Genomic DNA, 16130 nt, shown 5'->3' with positions numbered 1-16130 from the left:
TTAGAAATATAAATAATAATTGTAAAAGCTCTCGTCCCGCACATATCCATGGGCTTCGTATAAACGCTGTGCACCGGTGTTGTCCATCATGGTGGACAGCGTCAGGCCTTTGGCTCCTGTCCCCTGGGCGAAGCCCTTCACGCCTTCAAGCAGCAATGAGCCCAGTCCTTGTCCCCGCTGCTTCTGCGTCACGAACAGATCATTCAGAATCCATACCGGCTGGAGCGTAACGGAAGAGAACGAAGGATATAACTGCGCCAATCCATGAACCTGCCTGTCTTCACCCTCACCGGCAACCGCCATGAAGACAACCGATTCCTCATGCTGCAGTCTTGCCGTCAGGAACTCCCGGGCAGCTTCCAGGTCGGCAGCTTGGCCGTAAAAGCTGCGGTAGTCATTAAATACCGGTGCAAGCTCCTCCACATCCTCAAGACCCGCACGTTCAAAGCGAAAATTCAGCAAAGGTACGCCCCCTTATTCCCTGGAATCGTAAAAGACATGACGGGCGGTAATTGTACCGTCCTCAATATCCATCAGACCAAACGAATACTGCTTCTCCCGGCGTTTGTCCGTAGGCGAGCCCGGATTGAACAGCAGAATCCCGTTCTCCCGGCGCATCAGCGGCTGATGGGAATGGCCAAAGAGGATGCAGTCCACATCCTGGCCTTCAAAGGCCAGCAGCGCATTCCCATCCGTTCCTTTGCGGGAATATGGCGCGTGTCCGTGAATCATTCCAATGCGCATGCCCTCTAACGTAAGAATCTTACTCTCGCCGAAGCGCTCAATAATATCATAGCCATCATTGTTTCCGGCAATCCCCTCCACCGGGGCAAGCTCGGACAGCATGTCATAGATCTCCGGCGACACCCAGTCTCCCAAATGCAGAATGATATCCACCTGGCGGAATTCTTCCATAAGCACGGACGGCAAGCCCTTGGCCCTGCTTGAGAGATGGGTATCCGACACAACTCCAATCTTCATCTGCCTTCTCCTCCTTATTCAAAATGGCTAAGAAGCGCGGTAAACTGCGGTTCCCAGCCATTGTTATGTTCAAATCCAAGTTTACGTTCTATCATTGTACGATGCCCTGAAGAGGGAATGCAAGCGGGAGGCCCGGCTTCCGCCGCCGCTTCGCCTTGCCCGGCAAGGCGCTTTTCTTCTGCATTTGCGAACCCTATAATGAATGAACGCACCTTTAATTCAGAAAGGAGCGATAGTGCGTATGGACTACTATTTGCTCGAACCGCAATATCCCCGCAGCGGATTTATCAGCGGCGGCACAACCTTTATTCCTGAACTGGACACCAACTATATAGCTGTAGACGGCCCGCTGCCCGTTGATACAAAAGCTGAAGTCGAGCTTATGTCATCAGTCCGCAGCTTGAAGGTGGACTATTTCGAGACGGTCACGGGCACAAGAGTGGTATCAGATGCATTCAAAGCGCTACTGGAGCAAACCGACACAAACGTGCAGTTTATTCCCGCCGTTGTCCGCTATCATCATGGCCTCCCGGTTGAACGGACCTACTGGATCGCGCATCTGCCGGACCGGGTGGATGGCTTCGATTACGAACGATCAGAATACGGACGCAAAGCGGTGATCGCTGCTTCTGAGCACCAGCCGCCGCGCAAGCCCGTCAAGGTAATTTCCAGGCTCGTTCTCGATTCCGGCAAAATTGCCGGGCGGGAATTTTTCTTGCTGGCACACGTGTACGTGATGCAGCCTATCATCTCTGGTGAATTCTACGCCCTATGCCAAAAGCACAAATTGAAGCTACAGGTCATCGCCATCTGATGCTGACTTGTATCTTGCCGGGAAGCGCTGTAAACTGCGGCTCTTGGACATTATCCTGTATTGCGATCCTCACTCCGTCCAGTTCCACAGCCGCACTTCCCCCACCTGGAGGTGACTCACCCATGAAGCCTCGCGCAGCTTCAGCAGTTCCTTGACCGGTCCGGTGACAACGGCCCCATAGAGCTTCACCCCGTTCTTCTCCAGATAAGCCACAGAGGTGTCTAACTGATTGATATACGCCGCTCTGCCCGCGAGTGTCTGATGCTGCTGCAGCAGCTTAAGGGTCTTGATGAAATTGGCATCCCGCAACGCGCCGCTCCCGTAAGACTCAACGGAAGGCGACACGCTGCTGAATGAGGATACGGAGCTGAACCAGCCTGTTTTTTCCTTGGTGACCTCTGATCTCTTCATATCATCCGCGTGCCACATAGGCTGATAGGGGAAGCCAAGCGGGTGTACGACCACATCGTTATCCCTCTCCCAAGGCCCGGTATCTGCTCCGAACCAGACAGGTTGAAGGTTCAGCGGCTCCAGCTGCTTCAGCAGCTCATCTGTGGTATATAAATGGCTGAGTGACAAATACGCCTCGGCAACCGTACCTTCAGGAAGCTTTGCAAGCCTCTTCCACTGATTATTGTCATCTCCTCCCCTGGCAGTCCCCTCCGCAGACGGATAATAGAACACTTTTCCAGACCCATTCCGCTCATCCGTCCAATTAAACTTACTAATATTAGCTAGTCCCAGATGGAGATCTTGGGTATAGCTGCCCACCTGAATACTCTCGCTGCCCACCTGCTTCAGCAGATTCCCGGATAACTCCAGCCGGAAAAAATAATGTACATCCGCTGAAAGCCGTACCGTGGTGTTAGGACGGGTAACAGCAATCGCTGATTCTACCACATCACGGTAGGTATTCATACGGTCGCCGGTGTTGTAGAAGACTGTTGTAATGATGCTGGTGATAACCGTAAAGATCAGGAACGCCGAAAATACAGTAAGTGTATTGTTAATCCGCGCCTTCCATTTGCCCCGGCGAATAATGGACTTCTCTCTTCGCTTCTTCTTCGCCTTTTTGAACCCTGGAGCTTGCGTATCCGTCTTGGTCCAGCTCCCAGTGGCCTGCCCGTCCTGCTCTTCCCGTTCCATCTGCTCCTCCAGATACAGCTGATACGCCTCAAGCTTCACAAGCTCACTCTCCAGCTCCTCACGCTCTTCCTCCGGGAGGGTGCCCTCACTGTACCTGCGTAGCTTCTCTTTAAATTCCTCACTCATGCTCATTCCTCCTCCGATCCGCCTCACGCAGCTTCTGCCTGGCGCGGAATACGAGTATCTTGTATTGGGACAAGCCTACCTCCATAATGTCAGCGGCTTCCTTATAGCTCAGCCCGTGCACATCGTGCAGCAGCAGGGCATGACGCTGCCCCTCCGGCAACTGGCTGAGTGCCCGCGCTGCTTCCTCCCAGCGTTCCTGCTTCAGCAGAGTGCCTTCCGTCGTCTCCGGGTGGGGCAGGCTGCTGAAATAAGCGCCTTCCTTCGCCACACTCCGCTTCTCCTTGCGCGTATAATCCACGAATGCATTATATGCAACCCGGAACAGCCACGGCTTAATCCGCTCCTCCCGGCAATCCTCCAGATACAGATACGCCCGGTAAAAGGTATCCTGCATCAAATCTTCAGCCGCATGATGGTCCTGGCAGAGGGAGCGCAGATAGCGGTAGATGTCGTCAACATATTGTTCATATAGTTCATCCAGCGAATTCGGCTCCATCTCCTCCCCCCTTACTCCATCCACGTATGAGCACGCGAAAAGTTACACTTTTGCAGGAAATTCCCTTAATACATTGGAACCCTAAACAAGTTTGCTCTAACGTGTGAACCATAGGTAGCATGGATACGCTTATTTAGAATGTGATCGGTTTTTCGATTACATTTGGTCGATGCGCCTCCCCGTCATCATTTCCTGGACATTACGAACAAAAAGGAGCCTCACGGCTCCCTCAAGTACTTGCTATTCCGCCTCTGTTCCCCGGCGGCTCAATAAAATCCAATGCTGGACGAAGCGTCCTTCATCCATTCCCGTTTGCGGCCCTTGTCCAGCTCGCCGCGCATACCGCGCACCAGAAGCTCCACATCTGCCGTGCCGTTCTCATGCCATTCCAGTGCGGCACTGACATACAGCTCGCCGAGCTGGGTCAGGGAGAAATCCCCGGTCAGACGCGCAGCGGTGGCCGTGCCTTCCTCACCTGCGAAGGCGGAGAAGCCGCGCAGCTGCAGATATTCAAGGCGCAGTGCCTCGCTTGGCATCTTGATCTCGTAGGCCCGGTCGAAGCGCCCGGCGCGGTTCATGAGACCCGGGTCGATTTTATCCGGGTAATTGGTCGTGCCGATCAGGAAGATCCCCTCCTTGGAGGTCGCCCCGTCCAGCGTGTTCAGGAAGAAGGAGCGCACCTCCTGCGGCATGGAGTCGATGTCCTCAATCACCAGCACCATCGGCGCCAGCCGGGCTGCAGCCTCGAACACCTCATTCACCGATTCGCTGCTCGTATACTCCGTAATCTGCCAATAGAGCACCGGTCCCGGCACGCTTCCGGCAATGGATTTGACCAGAGTGGTCTTGCCGTTGCCCGGATGCCCGTAGAGCAGAATCCCCCGCTTGTACGGGATATCATAGGTGACATAGAAGCTGCGGTCGCTGTCGAAGAACTGGTCGAGCGAGCGGTAGATCTCTTTTTTGATACCGGCATCCAAAATCACCTCTTCGCGCCTAACCGCACGCGTAATCGGCTCATCCTCACGGGAAATCCCGTTGCGCCGGTCGGTGAACACCGTCACCTTGTTGATATTCTGCTCCCGCTGGCGCTTGCGCACATTGCCAAGGAAGAACTGCAACTGAGCATCCGATGCGGCAAACACATAATCCTGAAAGTTAATCCCGTTCTCCTGAAACACCGGAACCCGTGCCAGCGCAATGCCCATCGCCGGATAAGCGAGCACATTATTGCGGACCGACAGATGGATATGATACTCCGGCTGTTCCTTCTCATCATCGAACACGAAGGTCCGGTCCTCCAGACGGTCAAAAATCCGCGCCACATGCTCCACACCATCATTCCCGCTCTGCACATCGTTCTCCAGCAGCTTCCAGTATTCGCTGTTGGGATCATCGCTGGCATACAGCTCGTAACGGACACCGTACCGGGTGTAGAGGGCTTCAAGGATGCCGTCCACCAGACGGGCGTACACATCGTAGCCTTTGATAATTCCGGCTCTCTCTTCATCATATTCATAGATTACAGCCGGTTTCTTGTTCTCCTGCTCCATCCTTATTTCGTCCCCTTTATCGCTGCGAGCGGCTTGCACTTGGCCACCACGGCAGCCAGGCCGGCGCCCGTAACGCTTTCTATGATCTCATCTACATTCTTATAGGCTTGGGGAGATTCGTCAATAATAGATTCCAGGGAATGCTGGTTCACAACAATCTCATCTTCCGTTCCTACCTTCATCGACCGGGAGAATTCCTGGACACTCACCAGCCGCTTGGTGGCCGAGCGGGAACGGATACGTCCTGCACCATGGCAGATGGAATAATAATTCTCTTCCCCGCCGGGCTGGCCGACCATGATATAGGATGCGGTGCCCATCGAGCCGGGAATCAGCGCCGGATGTCCAGTCGCTGCATAAGGGCGCGGATTATCCGCATGCTCTGCCGGCAGAGCGCGGGTAGCCCCCTTACGGTGGACGAACTTGCTGCCTGAGGAAGTCTTCTCTTCCCAGGCGTAATTGTGCATCAGATCGTAAAGGGTACGCAGCTCGCACTTCGTGCCGAAGACATCCCGGAAGCCCTCACGGACTCCATAAGCAATCAGGTGACGGTTCACAACCGCATAGTTCAGTGCCGAGTACATCAGATTAACATAGCGCTGAGCCTGAGGATGCGCCAGAGGTGCATAGATCAGGCGCGGATCAGCGCTGCCCAGCCCCAGCTGGCCCATGACCTTGGCGAACGCCGGGGTGCAGAACTGATTGACCATACCGCCCCAGGCCCGTGAGCCGGAGTGGATCATAACGGCAATCTGCCCATCCTTCAGCCCCCAGGCTTCGGCTACTTCCCGCTGCTCCTCTGCGATCTCAATTGCCTGAATCTCCACGAAATGATTGCCGCCGCCAAGAGTTCCAAGCTGGCGGTGGCCCCGGTGCCAGGCAATGTCCGGCAGCTCATTCAGAATCTCTTCATCGAAGCCGAGCTTGCTGATCTCCACATGGGACAGCGCACTTGATTTCTTCGGCGTGTAGCTGTCCGGGATATATTTGTTCGACAGGCCGTGCAGCCCCTTGCGTACGATATTCTCCAGCCGGATATCACTGTAGTGGCCGCGCTGCTGGGCCTCCATCGGCAGATATTTCTCAATGGCGCGGACCAGCTTGCGGCGCAGCTTCACTTCACGCAGATCATCCATATGCAGGTTGGTCAGATGCACGCGCATCCCGCAGCCGATGTCACTGCCCACAATGGACGGCGACACATAGCCTGATTGGGCATCCCAGACAGCGGTTGTACCGATGCAGGTTCCGACGCCTACATGCACATCCGGCGTATAACTCATATATTCGATGCCGGGAATCTGCAGATTATTGTTAGCCATCTCCAGGACCTTGTAATCCAGCGTACCGAATAATTGCTCACTTGCGTAGATTTTGAGGCCGCCGCCCGGAAGGGCCACCTCATGTTTATAGCGGGACATTTCCTCCGCTTGGTGCTCCATGCTATTCATATCTATTTTCATTTCCTCTCAGGTTGGGTTTCTGGTTAGGTTTCCATAGGGGTTCAGCAAATTCCGAGTTTCCAGGTACACAAAAAGAGCCGCAGACCAGTTCTGATCATGCGGCTCCCGGCGCGCTAAGTGCAGCTTCCCGTTGAAGCTTGCACCCGTTCAAAGCACACCTGTATTCAGTTCAGACATCAGCAGCAATACCCTGCATATTATGTCTTCCGGACGAAGGCGATGAGATCAGATCGTACATATGCGGTTGTGAGGTGATCCTGCTGTCTGTTCCGTTTATTTGTTCCAATCATGACTCATCAGCCTCCCTTCTCTAAATGATAAACCCAATAATATATGGCCTTGCAGCAGATTGTCAACCCTTATTCTGGTAAAGAATTATTTTACTTAAATTTGGACCAGTCCTGATTGCTGTTCTCCAGCAGATGGCCGAAATCATTTTCCAGCCGCTTCTGCTCCGCCTTCCGCTTATCCTCGGCTGCCTTTAGGACAGCCTCCTTCTTGTTCTGTTCTTCTGCCTTGAGCGCATCGGACTGCGCCTTTAGCTTCTCCAGCACCTCGCCGCTCAGCATATCCTTCAGGGTTGCCGGGGCATCCGTTGCCGCAGGGCGCGGGGCCGGTGTATTCTTCTTCTTTTTTGCCATGGGAATCATCCTTTCATGCAGCTATAATCCTTCAAATTTGTTTTAGGTACAGGGAAATTCGTTTATAATGTACAGTAAGAGGTGAGCCTAATGAAATACACAGAGTTATGTCCAAGATTACAAAAAAGCATGGATATTATCGGCAGACGCTGGACGGGCTTAATCATCTATCAGCTGCTCCAGGGCCCCCAGCGCTTCGGGGAAATCGAGTCCTCACTGCCTGTCAGCGGCAGGCTGCTGTCTGAACGGCTGAAGGAGCTGGAGCAGGAAGGCATCGTGCTGCGCGAGGTGTTCCCGGATACCCCCGTCCGCATCCAATATTCGCTTACAGGCAAAGGCCGGGCGCTGGAATCCGTCATTCGCGATCTTCAGGTCTGGTCGGAATCATGGATTACGGAAGAGGAATGCCGTTCCGCCTTCAGCCCTCCTACACAACCTCAATAAGGCCTGTCTATTTATATATTTACAGCTTGCGGCCAATGATGACCAGATCGCGCGGGATGCCGTCAAGCACTGCGACTCCAGGCAGCAGCCCCCATTCCTTGAAGCCGAACTTCCGCAGCAGGCCGAGGCTGGGCTCATTATGGCCGAATACGAACCCGACCAGATTCTGCAGCCCAAGGCGCGGACATTCCTCCACTGCCTTGGCGAGCAGAATACTTCCCGCACCGCTGCCGCGGAATTTCTCATTTACATAGACGCTAATCTCTGCTGTTCCATTATAAGCCGGACGTCCGTAGAATGACTGGAAGCTGAACCAGGCCGCAATCTCGCCGCCCTGTCTCAGTACCCACAGCGGCCGGTGATGGCTGCTATGCTCATGGAACCATCCCACCCGCTCCTCCACGCTAACCGGTTCAAGATCCGCAGTTACCACTCTTCCGGCAACCGTCGAATTATAGATCTCCACAATCGCTCCCAAATCCTCAATTCGTGCATCCTCTATGGTATAAGCCTGCCATTCCATGCTCTATTTCCTCCTAATTGTGGTATAAGCATACGTACCGTAATTATACTCCAAGCCGGTCCTATTACGCAGCAGTTCCACAGTTTCAGCAATGCTGAAGCAACCCTACTGAAACGGCTTTACTAAAGCCCCGTCTGATCCAGACTCCACTTCCATAATCGTGCGGCCGCTTCTGTATCCTCCGCCCGTGGCGTCAGCTCCTTGATCTTGCGGCGGTAATAATATTGCCCGCTTACCCCGTCCAGCTCCGGCGCAGTTGCCAGATAGATGGCTGTATCCGCTCCCTGCTCTGGAGTGAGGAAGAAGTAGGACATCAGCTTCAGAACCCTGCGTCCGAAGCCAGTCTCCCGGTTCACGCCGATGCTCGTTCCTACTGCACCCGGATGCAGGCTGTTCACCGTCACCTGCGTTCCCTTCAAGCGTTCCGCCAGCTCACGGGTGAACAGAATATTCGCCAGCTTGGAGCGGGCGTACGCCTTGGCGGGATTGAAGCCACGGGATAACGTATGATCCTCCAGATAGAGCTTGCCGATCTTATAGGCTCCCGAAGCCACAACCACAATCCGGCCCTGCTCAGCAGCCTTGAGGTTATCCAGCAGCAGGCGGGTCAACAGGAAATGCCCCAGATGATTCACGCCCAGATCCAGCTCGTAGCCATCTGCTGTCAGCTCACGCTTCAGCGCGACCACCCCTGCGTTATTGATCAGAACATCCAGTACCGGATATTCGGCAGTGAACTCCCCGGCAAAAGCGCGAATGCTATCGAAGGAAGCGAGATCGCACAGCATCAGCCGGATCTGGCTGGAGCCGCTCTGCCGCACCGCTTCGGCAAGCGCCTCTTCCCCCCGCTTAAGGCTGCGGCAGGCCATAATGACAGTTGCTCCCCTGCGGGCCATTTCTACGGTTGTAGCCAGTCCCATCCCGGAGTTCGCACCGGTGATCAGTACGGTTGTGCCTTGCATGGACTTCCTCCCCTTCCTCGCCGGCCGGCACAGCTCAAACACCGGCCTAACTTACTCCATATCCAGTATATGCGCTAAGCTCATGTTACATCATTTCAGAGAGTTAACATAGTCTTCGTCCGGGATGTGCAGGCTTCAGGATTATGAATTATAATAGGAACATTGCTGTTCAAGCGTGTAGATGAAAGGGGAACTATTGAAATGAATGCAGCTCTGCAACAACTGGAGCAGGACATGGCGGCCGCAAGCCTGGATGCCCTGCTCGTAACCGATCCTAAGCATGTGTACTATCTGACGGGCTTTGCCAGCAACCCGCATGAACGTTTTCTGGGCCTGCTGCTGATCCGGGGTGAAGAACCGGTGCTGATCGTTCCGGCGCTGGACGCCGAAGCCGCGCATGCCGCCTCCTTGGTGAAGACAATTCTGACACACAGCGACACGGACAACCCGTACGCTCTGCTGAAGTCACGCTTCGGCAGTGTTACTCTGGGCAGCATCGGCATCGAGAAGGAACACTTCTCCGTCAGCCGGTATGAGCTCCTCGCAGAGGCGGTCGCCGCAGGTTCCTATCAGGATATCGGCCATCTGCTCCGGGCCATGCGCGCGGTCAAGACCCCGGAGGAAGTACGTATCATGAAGCATGCCGCCGAGCTGGTGGAGGAGGTTCTCCGCCAGGGTCTGGCGCATGTCAAAGCCGGAGTCAGCGAGATTGAACTGGTAGCAGAGCTGGAGTATCTGATGAAAAAAGTCGGCGCCTCCGGCCCCTCCTTCGACACGATGGTGCTGTCCGGTTCGAACACGGCCCTGCCTCACGGCGTACCGGGCGAACGCCTTATTCAGCCGGGCGACCTGTTAATGTTCGACCTCGGTGTATATGCCGGTGGCTATGCTTCCGATATCACCCGCACCTTCGCGGTGGGAGAAACGGACAGCAGACTGCGTGATATATATAGTACTGTGCTTGCCGCCAATGAAGCGGGCATTGCCGCCTCCGTGGCCGGAGCGTCCTTCGGTTCTGTCGACAAGGCCGCACGTGATGTGATTGACGCCGCAGGTTACGGGGAGTACTTCATGCACCGTGTCGGACACGGACTGGGCATGGACACCCATGAGTACCCTTCGCTGCACGGACTGAATACAGATATTATCCAGAACGGCAACGTCTTCACCGTAGAGCCGGGGATTTATGTGCCGGGTCTCGGCGGTGTGCGTATTGAGGACGATGTGCTGGTCACCGCCGAAGGTCCGCAGACGCTGACCAGCTTCCCTAAAGAATGGACCGTGCTTAACCTGTAATTCAGCTGAACGCAGGAAGTTTCAAGTTAGTGCACGAGCCTACTGTACTTCACGGCACACAAAAGCCCCAGTCACCCGGATCTTCGGGGGCTGGGGCTTTATGATGGGAAGGCTTACTCCCGGATAGCAGGCTTCTGCTCTTCCTCGGCAAATTTGAAGGAACGGCCCAGATACAGCACCGGCGTGCCGGCGGCCGTGAGGATGAACTTGGACAGGTAGGTGGTCAGCAGAATCTCGGTCCACACCTTCATGTCATAGGTTCCGGCAAAAGCAATCGTACAGAAGATCAGCGTATCGACAAAGGAGCTGATCATCGTGCTGCCATTCGAGCGGATCCATAGCTGCTTAGAGCTGCCGTAATACTTCCGGATCCAGGCGTAGAGCCGTACATCCAGGAACTGGCTGATAAAATAAGCGGTCAGACTGCCCAGCGCCAGTCTCGGCATCAGGCCGAATATCGTCTGCAGCGCGGATTGGGCAATGTCCGTCTCCTGCGGCTTGAATACCAGCACCATCTGCATAATGACGGTCGTCATCAGCAGCGTGAAGAAGCCGAACCACACAGCACTCCGGGCTTCAGCCCGGCCGTACCGCTCATTGAGCAGGTCACTGGTCATATAGAGCGTGACATACATCGTATTGCCCAGCGTCATCACGATATCGAACGGCATTGCAATGGTCTTGGCGACCTGGATATTAGCGACTACAGTCGCCATACCGACCCAGGCGTAGAGCCCTTTTTTACCGAATAAGCGGTAGCACAGCAGAAAAAACACAAAATTAACGACAACAAAACAAACGCCCCACAACAAGTTAAACATAATACCTGGTATTCCTCCTAGTTTTGGTTACGCGGGATGGTTACGAACCGCGGATCACAATAGTCAAGAAACAAAACATAACCACTCTATCACATACAAAGCTAACATGCTATGAAATTTTAAATTTTCAGAAAAGCAGCAATTCCTTGCTTCTTTTTGCCGAAATAGTGATAGAGTCATTAAATATTCAGGTATTTCTGAAAATAATGCAGCATATAGCAATTTTTCACTATTCAACCGGAGGTTAATTCTATAGAATATGGAGATTAAGATGCATTTCACGTAAAAAGGAGCGAATGCCATGTTTGGCTTCAAAAAATCAATTAGTCGCAAGTTCACGCTGTTGCTGTTCGTCGTTCTGCTACTCACTTCTCTTACGTTGAGTATCAGCTTCTACCTTATATCTATCGGCACCATTAACAGCTATGTCATTCCGCAGATCGACAAGTCTCTGAGTGCCGCCGCCCAGGATGCTTATAAGAACCTGAATGCAACCAGTGCGCAGCAGACCCTGAACAAGAATGAGCAGGCTAGGACCAATGTCGAATTCTATCTGGAGGATAAGCGTAAAAAGCTGGATGTGGATACTATCTTCCTCATCAATCTGAAGGATGGCCAGGCCACTGTCCTGACCGCAGATCATGGTGCCAAGCTCAAACCGGATGAAGTAATAGAAGTATCTCCTGCCATGGAGCAAGCCTCCAAAGGAAAAACTGGACTTAGTGAAATGTATAGTGATAGCCATGGTATACATAAAAGTGCCTATGTCGGCGTTCCCGGAACGACCATGATTGTAGCTGCAAGCGCAGATATGGACTTCGTCAAAGACAAGATGAGCAGCATCCTATGGACAAGCGCAGGAATTACCCTGCTGGCACTGCTGGTAGGGGTCACTGCCGCAGGCTTCATGAGCCGCAGAATCACCCGTCCGATCACTAAGCTTGCTGCCTACAGCAACAAGCTGGCAAGCGGCGACTTCACCGAAGCGCTGACTCTGGAGGGTACCGATGAAGTTGGACAGCTCTCCGAGAGCTTCCGCATCATGAGTGAGCGCCTGAAGGAGATGATCGGACATGTACTGGATACCTCCGGGACAGTAGTAGCCGATTCCAATGATCTGAAAACGCGTGTCCAGATCCTTAATGAGATGGCTGAACATTCAGCGGTCTCTGTGGAGGAGATCGGCAAGGGCAGTACCATGATTGCCAGCAGTGCCATGGATAACTCCCGGGCCATGGATGAGATCAATATGGGTATCCAGCATATTGCTTCCGCCGCCGGTGAGGTCACCGAGCAGATCAGCGAGGCTTCCACCGAGGCCCAGAGCGGCAATGATATTGCCCAGAGTGCAGTGGAGCAGATGCGCCAGGTAGAGCAGGCCTCCGAACAGTCGCTGGAGCAGTTCCGCTTGATGAACGAACGCTCGCTGATGATTGGGGAGGTCGTACAGGGGATTACCGAGATTACCAAGCAGATTCAAATGCTGTCGCTTAATGCTTCCATTGAGGCCGCCCGTGCCGGGGAGCATGGCCGCGGATTCGCTGTGGTGGCCGGGGAAGTGCGCAAGCTGTCCGAGCAGTCCAAGGAATCCAACGAGCAGATCCGCGAATTCCTGCTGAGTCTGCAGGCAGATATGACTCAGTCCGTATCCGAAATGAACCATGTCAATGCGGAAGTGGCTTCCGGAATGAACAAGGTGGCCGAAGCCGGTAATGCTTTTAACCACCTGCTGATCCTCATTCAGAGCATCAATCACAGTATTCAGTCCGTCTCTGCTGCCACTCAGCAGATCTCGGCAGGCACCGAGGAAGTCAGTGCCTCTGTAGAAGAAACGGCGCAGATTACCGCCAAGTCGCAGCAGAACGCAGACACACTTGCCGACAACTCGGCACGCCAGCACGAGGAGCTGGAAGGCCACGCGCTGACCGTCGAGCACCTCTACCAACAGGCCGTGAAGCTGCAAAAAGCCGCTCAGCAGTTTAAGATTTGAGGGCGCTAAGCGCTACTTAACTAAATTAACTAATAGAAAAAGCAGTTCCCGAGGCGATGCGGCCTTTGGAACTGCTTTTTCTTGGGGAAAAGTGAAGAAAGTTGCTCAGTGCCTGGGCGCCCATAAAATGACGGATACCCCGATGACGCAGATGCCGGCTCCGATCCAGTCGTAGAGATCCGGCGTCTTACGGTCCACCAGCCAGCCCCACAGTACAGCCAGCACGACGAATACTCCGCCATAAGCAGCGTATACCCGGCCAAACGAAGGGAATTTCTGCAGGGTCGGGATTATACCATAGGCGATCAGGATAACCGCGCCTGCTAATCCATACCATACCGGGCGCGATTCCCGCAACCAGAGCCAGACGAGGTATCCGCCGCCGATCTCAGCGAGACCAGCTATGACAAACAGCAGCACAGCAAGCAGCATCGCTATTCTCCCCCTCCCGGCAGGCCCATAATTGCATATACCGCAGCCATATTCAAATGGGACTCTACAGCATCTGCCAGCCGGTCGAATTCCTGCTCACGGAGTGCAGCAGCCGAGAAGGTGGCGGGTAGCGGTGCCAGTCCCTTGGAGATACGCAGTCCGTTCAGCCAGCTCCGGCGCAGAGCATCATTGTGGAACAGCCCGTGCAGATAGCTGCCCCAGACTCTGCCGTCCCGGGTCCCCCAGCCCTCCGGCACTGCCTGCCCTTCCGATGCGGCCAGTGTAAACAGGCTGAGCACGGAAGACGGGTCATGGTTCGTGGTTGTTCCCATATGTATCTCATAACCGGCGACAGGCAATGTTTCCGGTGTTACGCCAGTGGCTGCGTCGCTTAACTGCAGGGGATGATCCGCAGCCAGCCCGCCGCTCACCCGCACCGTAGTCTTGTGCTGGAGAAACGCTGTCGAGAGCGGCAGATAGCCCAGCCCCTCGCTCTCTCCCGGTTCCGCACTCTCTACGGCATGGGGATCAAGCAGCTTCAAGCCCAGCATCTGATACCCGCCGCAGATCCCGGCAAGCTGTTGCGTTCCCCGCTCCAGCGCACGCTCGATTGCGGCCGGGAACCCCTGCTCGCGAAGATATTGCAGGTCAGCAGCGGTGTTTTTCGTGCCCGGCAGGATAATCACATCCGGTGTTCCAAGCTCATCTGCCGACTGCACATAACGTACGGCAGCATCCGGCTCCTCCTGAAGCGGATCGAAGTCGGTGAAGTTGGAGATCCGCGGATAACGGATGACGGCGATATCTAGCTCCTTCGCGGGCTCCTCCCGCTGGCGGCCGGACGTTCCTTCCAGTACTACGGAATCCTCCGCCTCAATCCGCAGCTGCGGCAGGAACGGCAGCACCCCGAGTACCGGGATGCCTGTGCGCTCCTCCAGCCAGTACAGTCCGGGCTGTAACAGGGAGACATCCCCGCGGAATTTATTGATGATGAAGCCTTTGACCCGGGCGCGTTCATGCGGCTCCAGCAGCTCCAGGGTGCCGACGATGAAGGCGAAGACCCCGCCCCGGTCAATGTCGGCGACCAGCAGCACGGGTGCATCTGCCCATCCGGCCAGATTCATATTGACGATATCCCGGCTCTTGAGATTGATCTCCGCCGGACTGCCCGCGCCTTCCATCAGCACAATATCATAGGCCTCCCGCAGCCGTCCGAGTGCATCCATTACGGTACCCTTGGCTTCCGGGAGGAACTTCTCGCGGTATTCCCTCGCGCTGAGCGCAGCATGCGGCACCCCGTGCACAACAATCTGCGCACTCATCTCCCCGGAGGGCTTCAGCAGAATCGGATTCATATCGCTGGTAGCCGTAATGCCGAAGGCTTCCGCCTGCATCCCCTGGGCACGGCCGATTTCCTTGCCGTCCGCTGTGACATAGGAATTCAGCGCCATATTCTGCGACTTGAACGGGGCAGTCCGGTAGCCGTCCCGGGTCATTATCCGCCCTATGGCGGCGGTGACCAGGCTTTTGCCGACATCGGAGGCTGTCCCCTGGATCATCAGCACAGCGCCGGGCCGACTCTGACCGGCTTCCGCTGCCCGGGCTGCGCCTGTGTATGCGGCTGTATCTTCCATGTTCATCTTCCTCGCTTTCTTGCTGCTCCCGGCGCTTGGCGGCGGTGCAGGTGTTGGCCGCCGGGCGTGGTGCGGCGTATAGGTGTAGGGCTGGCGCACATGAGCTGGACGGCACAGCCGGTTCTTGCGCCGGGCGAAGCGGTGCACATGGGCTGGACGGCGCAACGAGGACCACTGGCACAACACCTGCTAATTGTGTTCGGTTTTCCGCATACATCGGGCCCCGCACACCCTACCTACACATTGTATGTTGTTTTCAGCATACATTCGAGCCACAAACACCCCTACCTGCACATTGTATGCTGTTTTCCGCATACATTCGAGCCACAAACACCCCTACCTGCACATTGTATGCTGTTTTCCGCATAGATTGGCCCAAGGATTTCATATTTAGTCCTTTTAAGGTTCATCATGCCCACCCGCTAGTGTAAATCTGATGATGCATTAGTCTTCAGCAGATTTTCACCTGTGAGCATTACTGTAACTCGTCGCTTGCTGAAATTTCGCCGTCCCCCGGTTAGGGTGTAGAGGGTGGCTTAAACGCAGCTTGTACAACTAAATCGTTTGGTCTGCCGCCGAATCTCCGTTTAGCTGTATTTCGTGCATTTAAACAGCCTCTATATCAGGATTTTCGCCCATTCAGGTAAATTTAGTTGTACAGACTACAGTTACAAGAAGAAAGCCTGCCGTTTCACTGTTTTTTAATTGCACAGAATACATGTATCACTGATTGTTCGCTACGGGCGCAGCGCGAAGCGACGCATAAATGCTGCGTAGGTACGGCGCATTATTCAGACGGACGCGGGCA

The 16130-nt window shown here is 54.7% G+C and carries 16 protein-coding genes; 4 read left to right on the top strand and 12 right to left on the bottom strand.

Features of this window, described 5'->3' with window-relative positions; translation table 11 throughout:
• Complete coding sequence (locus NYE24_RS27340) at positions 1 to 462, bottom strand: GNAT family N-acetyltransferase (RefSeq protein WP_036696032.1); 462 nt, start codon at positions 460 to 462, stop codon at positions 1 to 3.
• Positions 463 to 474: 12 nt separating this feature from the next.
• Positions 475 to 981 (bottom strand): metallophosphoesterase, encoded by a 507-nt coding sequence (locus tag NYE24_RS27335; RefSeq protein ID WP_036696029.1) that lies wholly within the window; start codon positions 979 to 981, stop codon positions 475 to 477.
• A gap of 241 nt (positions 982 to 1222) precedes the next feature.
• Here NYE24_RS27335 and NYE24_RS27330 point away from each other — a divergent pair, with 241 nt between their 5' ends.
• On the top strand, positions 1223 to 1795 hold the full coding sequence (locus tag NYE24_RS27330; RefSeq protein ID WP_342477129.1) for a DUF1629 domain-containing protein: 573 nt from the start codon (positions 1223 to 1225) through the stop codon (positions 1793 to 1795).
• Positions 1796 to 1864: 69 nt separating this feature from the next.
• Here the strand turns inward: NYE24_RS27330 and NYE24_RS27325 are convergent, their stop codons facing one another.
• The 5 genes from NYE24_RS27325 to NYE24_RS27305 all read right to left on the bottom strand — a co-directional run bounded on the left by NYE24_RS27325 (position 1865) and on the right by NYE24_RS27305 (position 7220).
• Positions 1865 to 3067 (bottom strand): anti-sigma factor, encoded by a 1203-nt coding sequence (locus tag NYE24_RS27325; protein WP_076159174.1) that lies wholly within the window; start codon positions 3065 to 3067, stop codon positions 1865 to 1867.
• Positions 3060 to 3563, bottom strand: a complete 504-nt coding sequence (locus NYE24_RS27320; protein WP_341029345.1) for a sigma-70 family RNA polymerase sigma factor — start codon at positions 3561 to 3563, stop codon at positions 3060 to 3062. Before NYE24_RS27320 ends, NYE24_RS27325 begins: the two co-directional genes overlap by 8 nt.
• Positions 3564 to 3829: 266 nt before the next feature.
• A complete protein-coding gene (locus NYE24_RS27315) occupies positions 3830 to 5116 on the bottom strand; it encodes an AAA family ATPase (RefSeq protein ID WP_036696021.1) in 1287 nt (428 codons plus the stop codon).
• Positions 5117 to 5118: 2 nt separating this feature from the next.
• Complete coding sequence (locus NYE24_RS27310; RefSeq protein ID WP_342477128.1) at positions 5119 to 6567, bottom strand: RtcB family protein; 1449 nt, start codon at positions 6565 to 6567, stop codon at positions 5119 to 5121.
• A 392-nt stretch (positions 6568 to 6959) separates the two neighbouring features.
• Positions 6960 to 7220 (bottom strand): YqkE family protein, encoded by a 261-nt coding sequence (locus tag NYE24_RS27305; RefSeq protein ID WP_036696017.1) that lies wholly within the window; start codon positions 7218 to 7220, stop codon positions 6960 to 6962.
• 90 nt (positions 7221 to 7310) lie between these two features.
• Here NYE24_RS27305 and NYE24_RS27300 point away from each other — a divergent pair, with 90 nt between their 5' ends.
• Positions 7311 to 7664: a helix-turn-helix domain-containing protein gene (locus NYE24_RS27300; protein WP_036696016.1), complete on the top strand. Its 354-nt coding sequence runs from the start codon at positions 7311 to 7313 to the stop codon at positions 7662 to 7664.
• Between the two features lie 19 nt (positions 7665 to 7683).
• Here NYE24_RS27300 and NYE24_RS27295 read toward each other — a convergent pair whose 3' ends face one another.
• Both NYE24_RS27295 and NYE24_RS27290 read right to left on the bottom strand, forming a co-directional pair.
• On the bottom strand, positions 7684 to 8187 hold the full coding sequence (locus NYE24_RS27295) for a GNAT family N-acetyltransferase (RefSeq protein ID WP_076159163.1): 504 nt from the start codon (positions 8185 to 8187) through the stop codon (positions 7684 to 7686).
• A gap of 122 nt (positions 8188 to 8309) precedes the next feature.
• Positions 8310 to 9149: an SDR family oxidoreductase gene (locus NYE24_RS27290; RefSeq protein ID WP_342477127.1), complete on the bottom strand. Its 840-nt coding sequence runs from the start codon at positions 9147 to 9149 to the stop codon at positions 8310 to 8312.
• A gap of 201 nt (positions 9150 to 9350) precedes the next feature.
• Between NYE24_RS27290 and NYE24_RS27285 the strand changes: the two genes are divergently transcribed.
• Entirely contained in the window at positions 9351 to 10445 is a 1095-nt protein-coding gene (locus NYE24_RS27285) for a Xaa-Pro peptidase family protein (RefSeq protein WP_036696011.1), read from the top strand.
• A 113-nt stretch (positions 10446 to 10558) separates the two neighbouring features.
• Here the strand turns inward: NYE24_RS27285 and NYE24_RS27280 are convergent, their stop codons facing one another.
• Positions 10559 to 11266, bottom strand: coding sequence for a queuosine precursor transporter (locus NYE24_RS27280; RefSeq protein ID WP_036696009.1), 708 nt, complete (start codon positions 11264 to 11266; stop codon positions 10559 to 10561).
• A gap of 301 nt (positions 11267 to 11567) precedes the next feature.
• Between NYE24_RS27280 and NYE24_RS27275 the strand changes: the two genes are divergently transcribed.
• Positions 11568 to 13256 carry a methyl-accepting chemotaxis protein gene (locus NYE24_RS27275; protein WP_036696006.1) on the top strand — a complete coding sequence of 563 codons (1689 nt, stop codon included), beginning with the start codon at positions 11568 to 11570 and terminating at the stop codon, positions 13254 to 13256.
• A 105-nt stretch (positions 13257 to 13361) separates the two neighbouring features.
• Here NYE24_RS27275 and NYE24_RS27270 read toward each other — a convergent pair whose 3' ends face one another.
• Positions 13362 to 13688: a YnfA family protein gene (locus tag NYE24_RS27270; protein WP_342477126.1), complete on the bottom strand. Its 327-nt coding sequence runs from the start codon at positions 13686 to 13688 to the stop codon at positions 13362 to 13364.
• A 2-nt stretch (positions 13689 to 13690) separates the two neighbouring features.
• Positions 13691 to 15247, bottom strand: coding sequence for a cobyric acid synthase (locus NYE24_RS27265; protein WP_342479306.1), 1557 nt, complete (start codon positions 15245 to 15247; stop codon positions 13691 to 13693).
• Between the last annotated feature and the right edge of the window lie 883 nt (positions 15248 to 16130).

The organism is Paenibacillus sp. FSL H7-0350 (genome assembly GCF_038593195.1).
In the GTDB taxonomy this organism is placed as follows: Bacteria; Bacillota; Bacilli; order Paenibacillales; family Paenibacillaceae; genus Paenibacillus_AQ.
Note: the sequence above shows the minus strand (reverse complement) of the source record. Positions and strands in the feature narration are given on the sequence as shown.

Excerpts from the sequence above, each read along its gene's own strand:
- NYE24_RS27335 (WP_036696029.1), bottom strand. The coding sequence starts at position 981 with ATGAAGATTGGAGTTGTGTCGGATACCCATCTCTCAAGCAGGGCCAAG.
- NYE24_RS27330 (WP_342477129.1), top strand. The coding sequence starts at position 1,223 with ATGGACTACTATTTGCTCGAACCGCAATATCCCCGCAGCGGATTTATC.
- NYE24_RS27325 (WP_076159174.1), bottom strand. The coding sequence starts at position 3,067 with ATGAGTGAGGAATTTAAAGAGAAGCTACGCAGGTACAGTGAGGGCACC.
- NYE24_RS27320 (WP_341029345.1), bottom strand. The coding sequence starts at position 3,563 with ATGGAGCCGAATTCGCTGGATGAACTATATGAACAATATGTTGACGAC.
- NYE24_RS27315 (WP_036696021.1), bottom strand. The coding sequence starts at position 5,116 with ATGGAGCAGGAGAACAAGAAACCGGCTGTAATCTATGAATATGATGAA.
- NYE24_RS27310 (WP_342477128.1), bottom strand. The coding sequence starts at position 6,567 with ATGAATAGCATGGAGCACCAAGCGGAGGAAATGTCCCGCTATAAACAT.
- NYE24_RS27305 (WP_036696017.1), bottom strand. The coding sequence starts at position 7,220 with ATGGCAAAAAAGAAGAAGAATACACCGGCCCCGCGCCCTGCGGCAACG.
- NYE24_RS27300 (WP_036696016.1), top strand. The coding sequence starts at position 7,311 with ATGAAATACACAGAGTTATGTCCAAGATTACAAAAAAGCATGGATATT.
- NYE24_RS27295 (WP_076159163.1), bottom strand. The coding sequence starts at position 8,187 with ATGGAATGGCAGGCTTATACCATAGAGGATGCACGAATTGAGGATTTG.
- NYE24_RS27290 (WP_342477127.1), bottom strand. The coding sequence starts at position 9,149 with ATGCAAGGCACAACCGTACTGATCACCGGTGCGAACTCCGGGATGGGA.
- NYE24_RS27285 (WP_036696011.1), top strand. The coding sequence starts at position 9,351 with ATGAATGCAGCTCTGCAACAACTGGAGCAGGACATGGCGGCCGCAAGC.
- NYE24_RS27280 (WP_036696009.1), bottom strand. The coding sequence starts at position 11,266 with ATGTTTAACTTGTTGTGGGGCGTTTGTTTTGTTGTCGTTAATTTTGTG.
- NYE24_RS27275 (WP_036696006.1), top strand. The coding sequence starts at position 11,568 with ATGTTTGGCTTCAAAAAATCAATTAGTCGCAAGTTCACGCTGTTGCTG.
- NYE24_RS27270 (WP_342477126.1), bottom strand. The coding sequence starts at position 13,688 with ATGCTGCTTGCTGTGCTGCTGTTTGTCATAGCTGGTCTCGCTGAGATC.
- NYE24_RS27265 (WP_342479306.1), bottom strand. The coding sequence starts at position 15,247 with ATGATCCAGGGGACAGCCTCCGATGTCGGCAAAAGCCTGGTCACCGCC.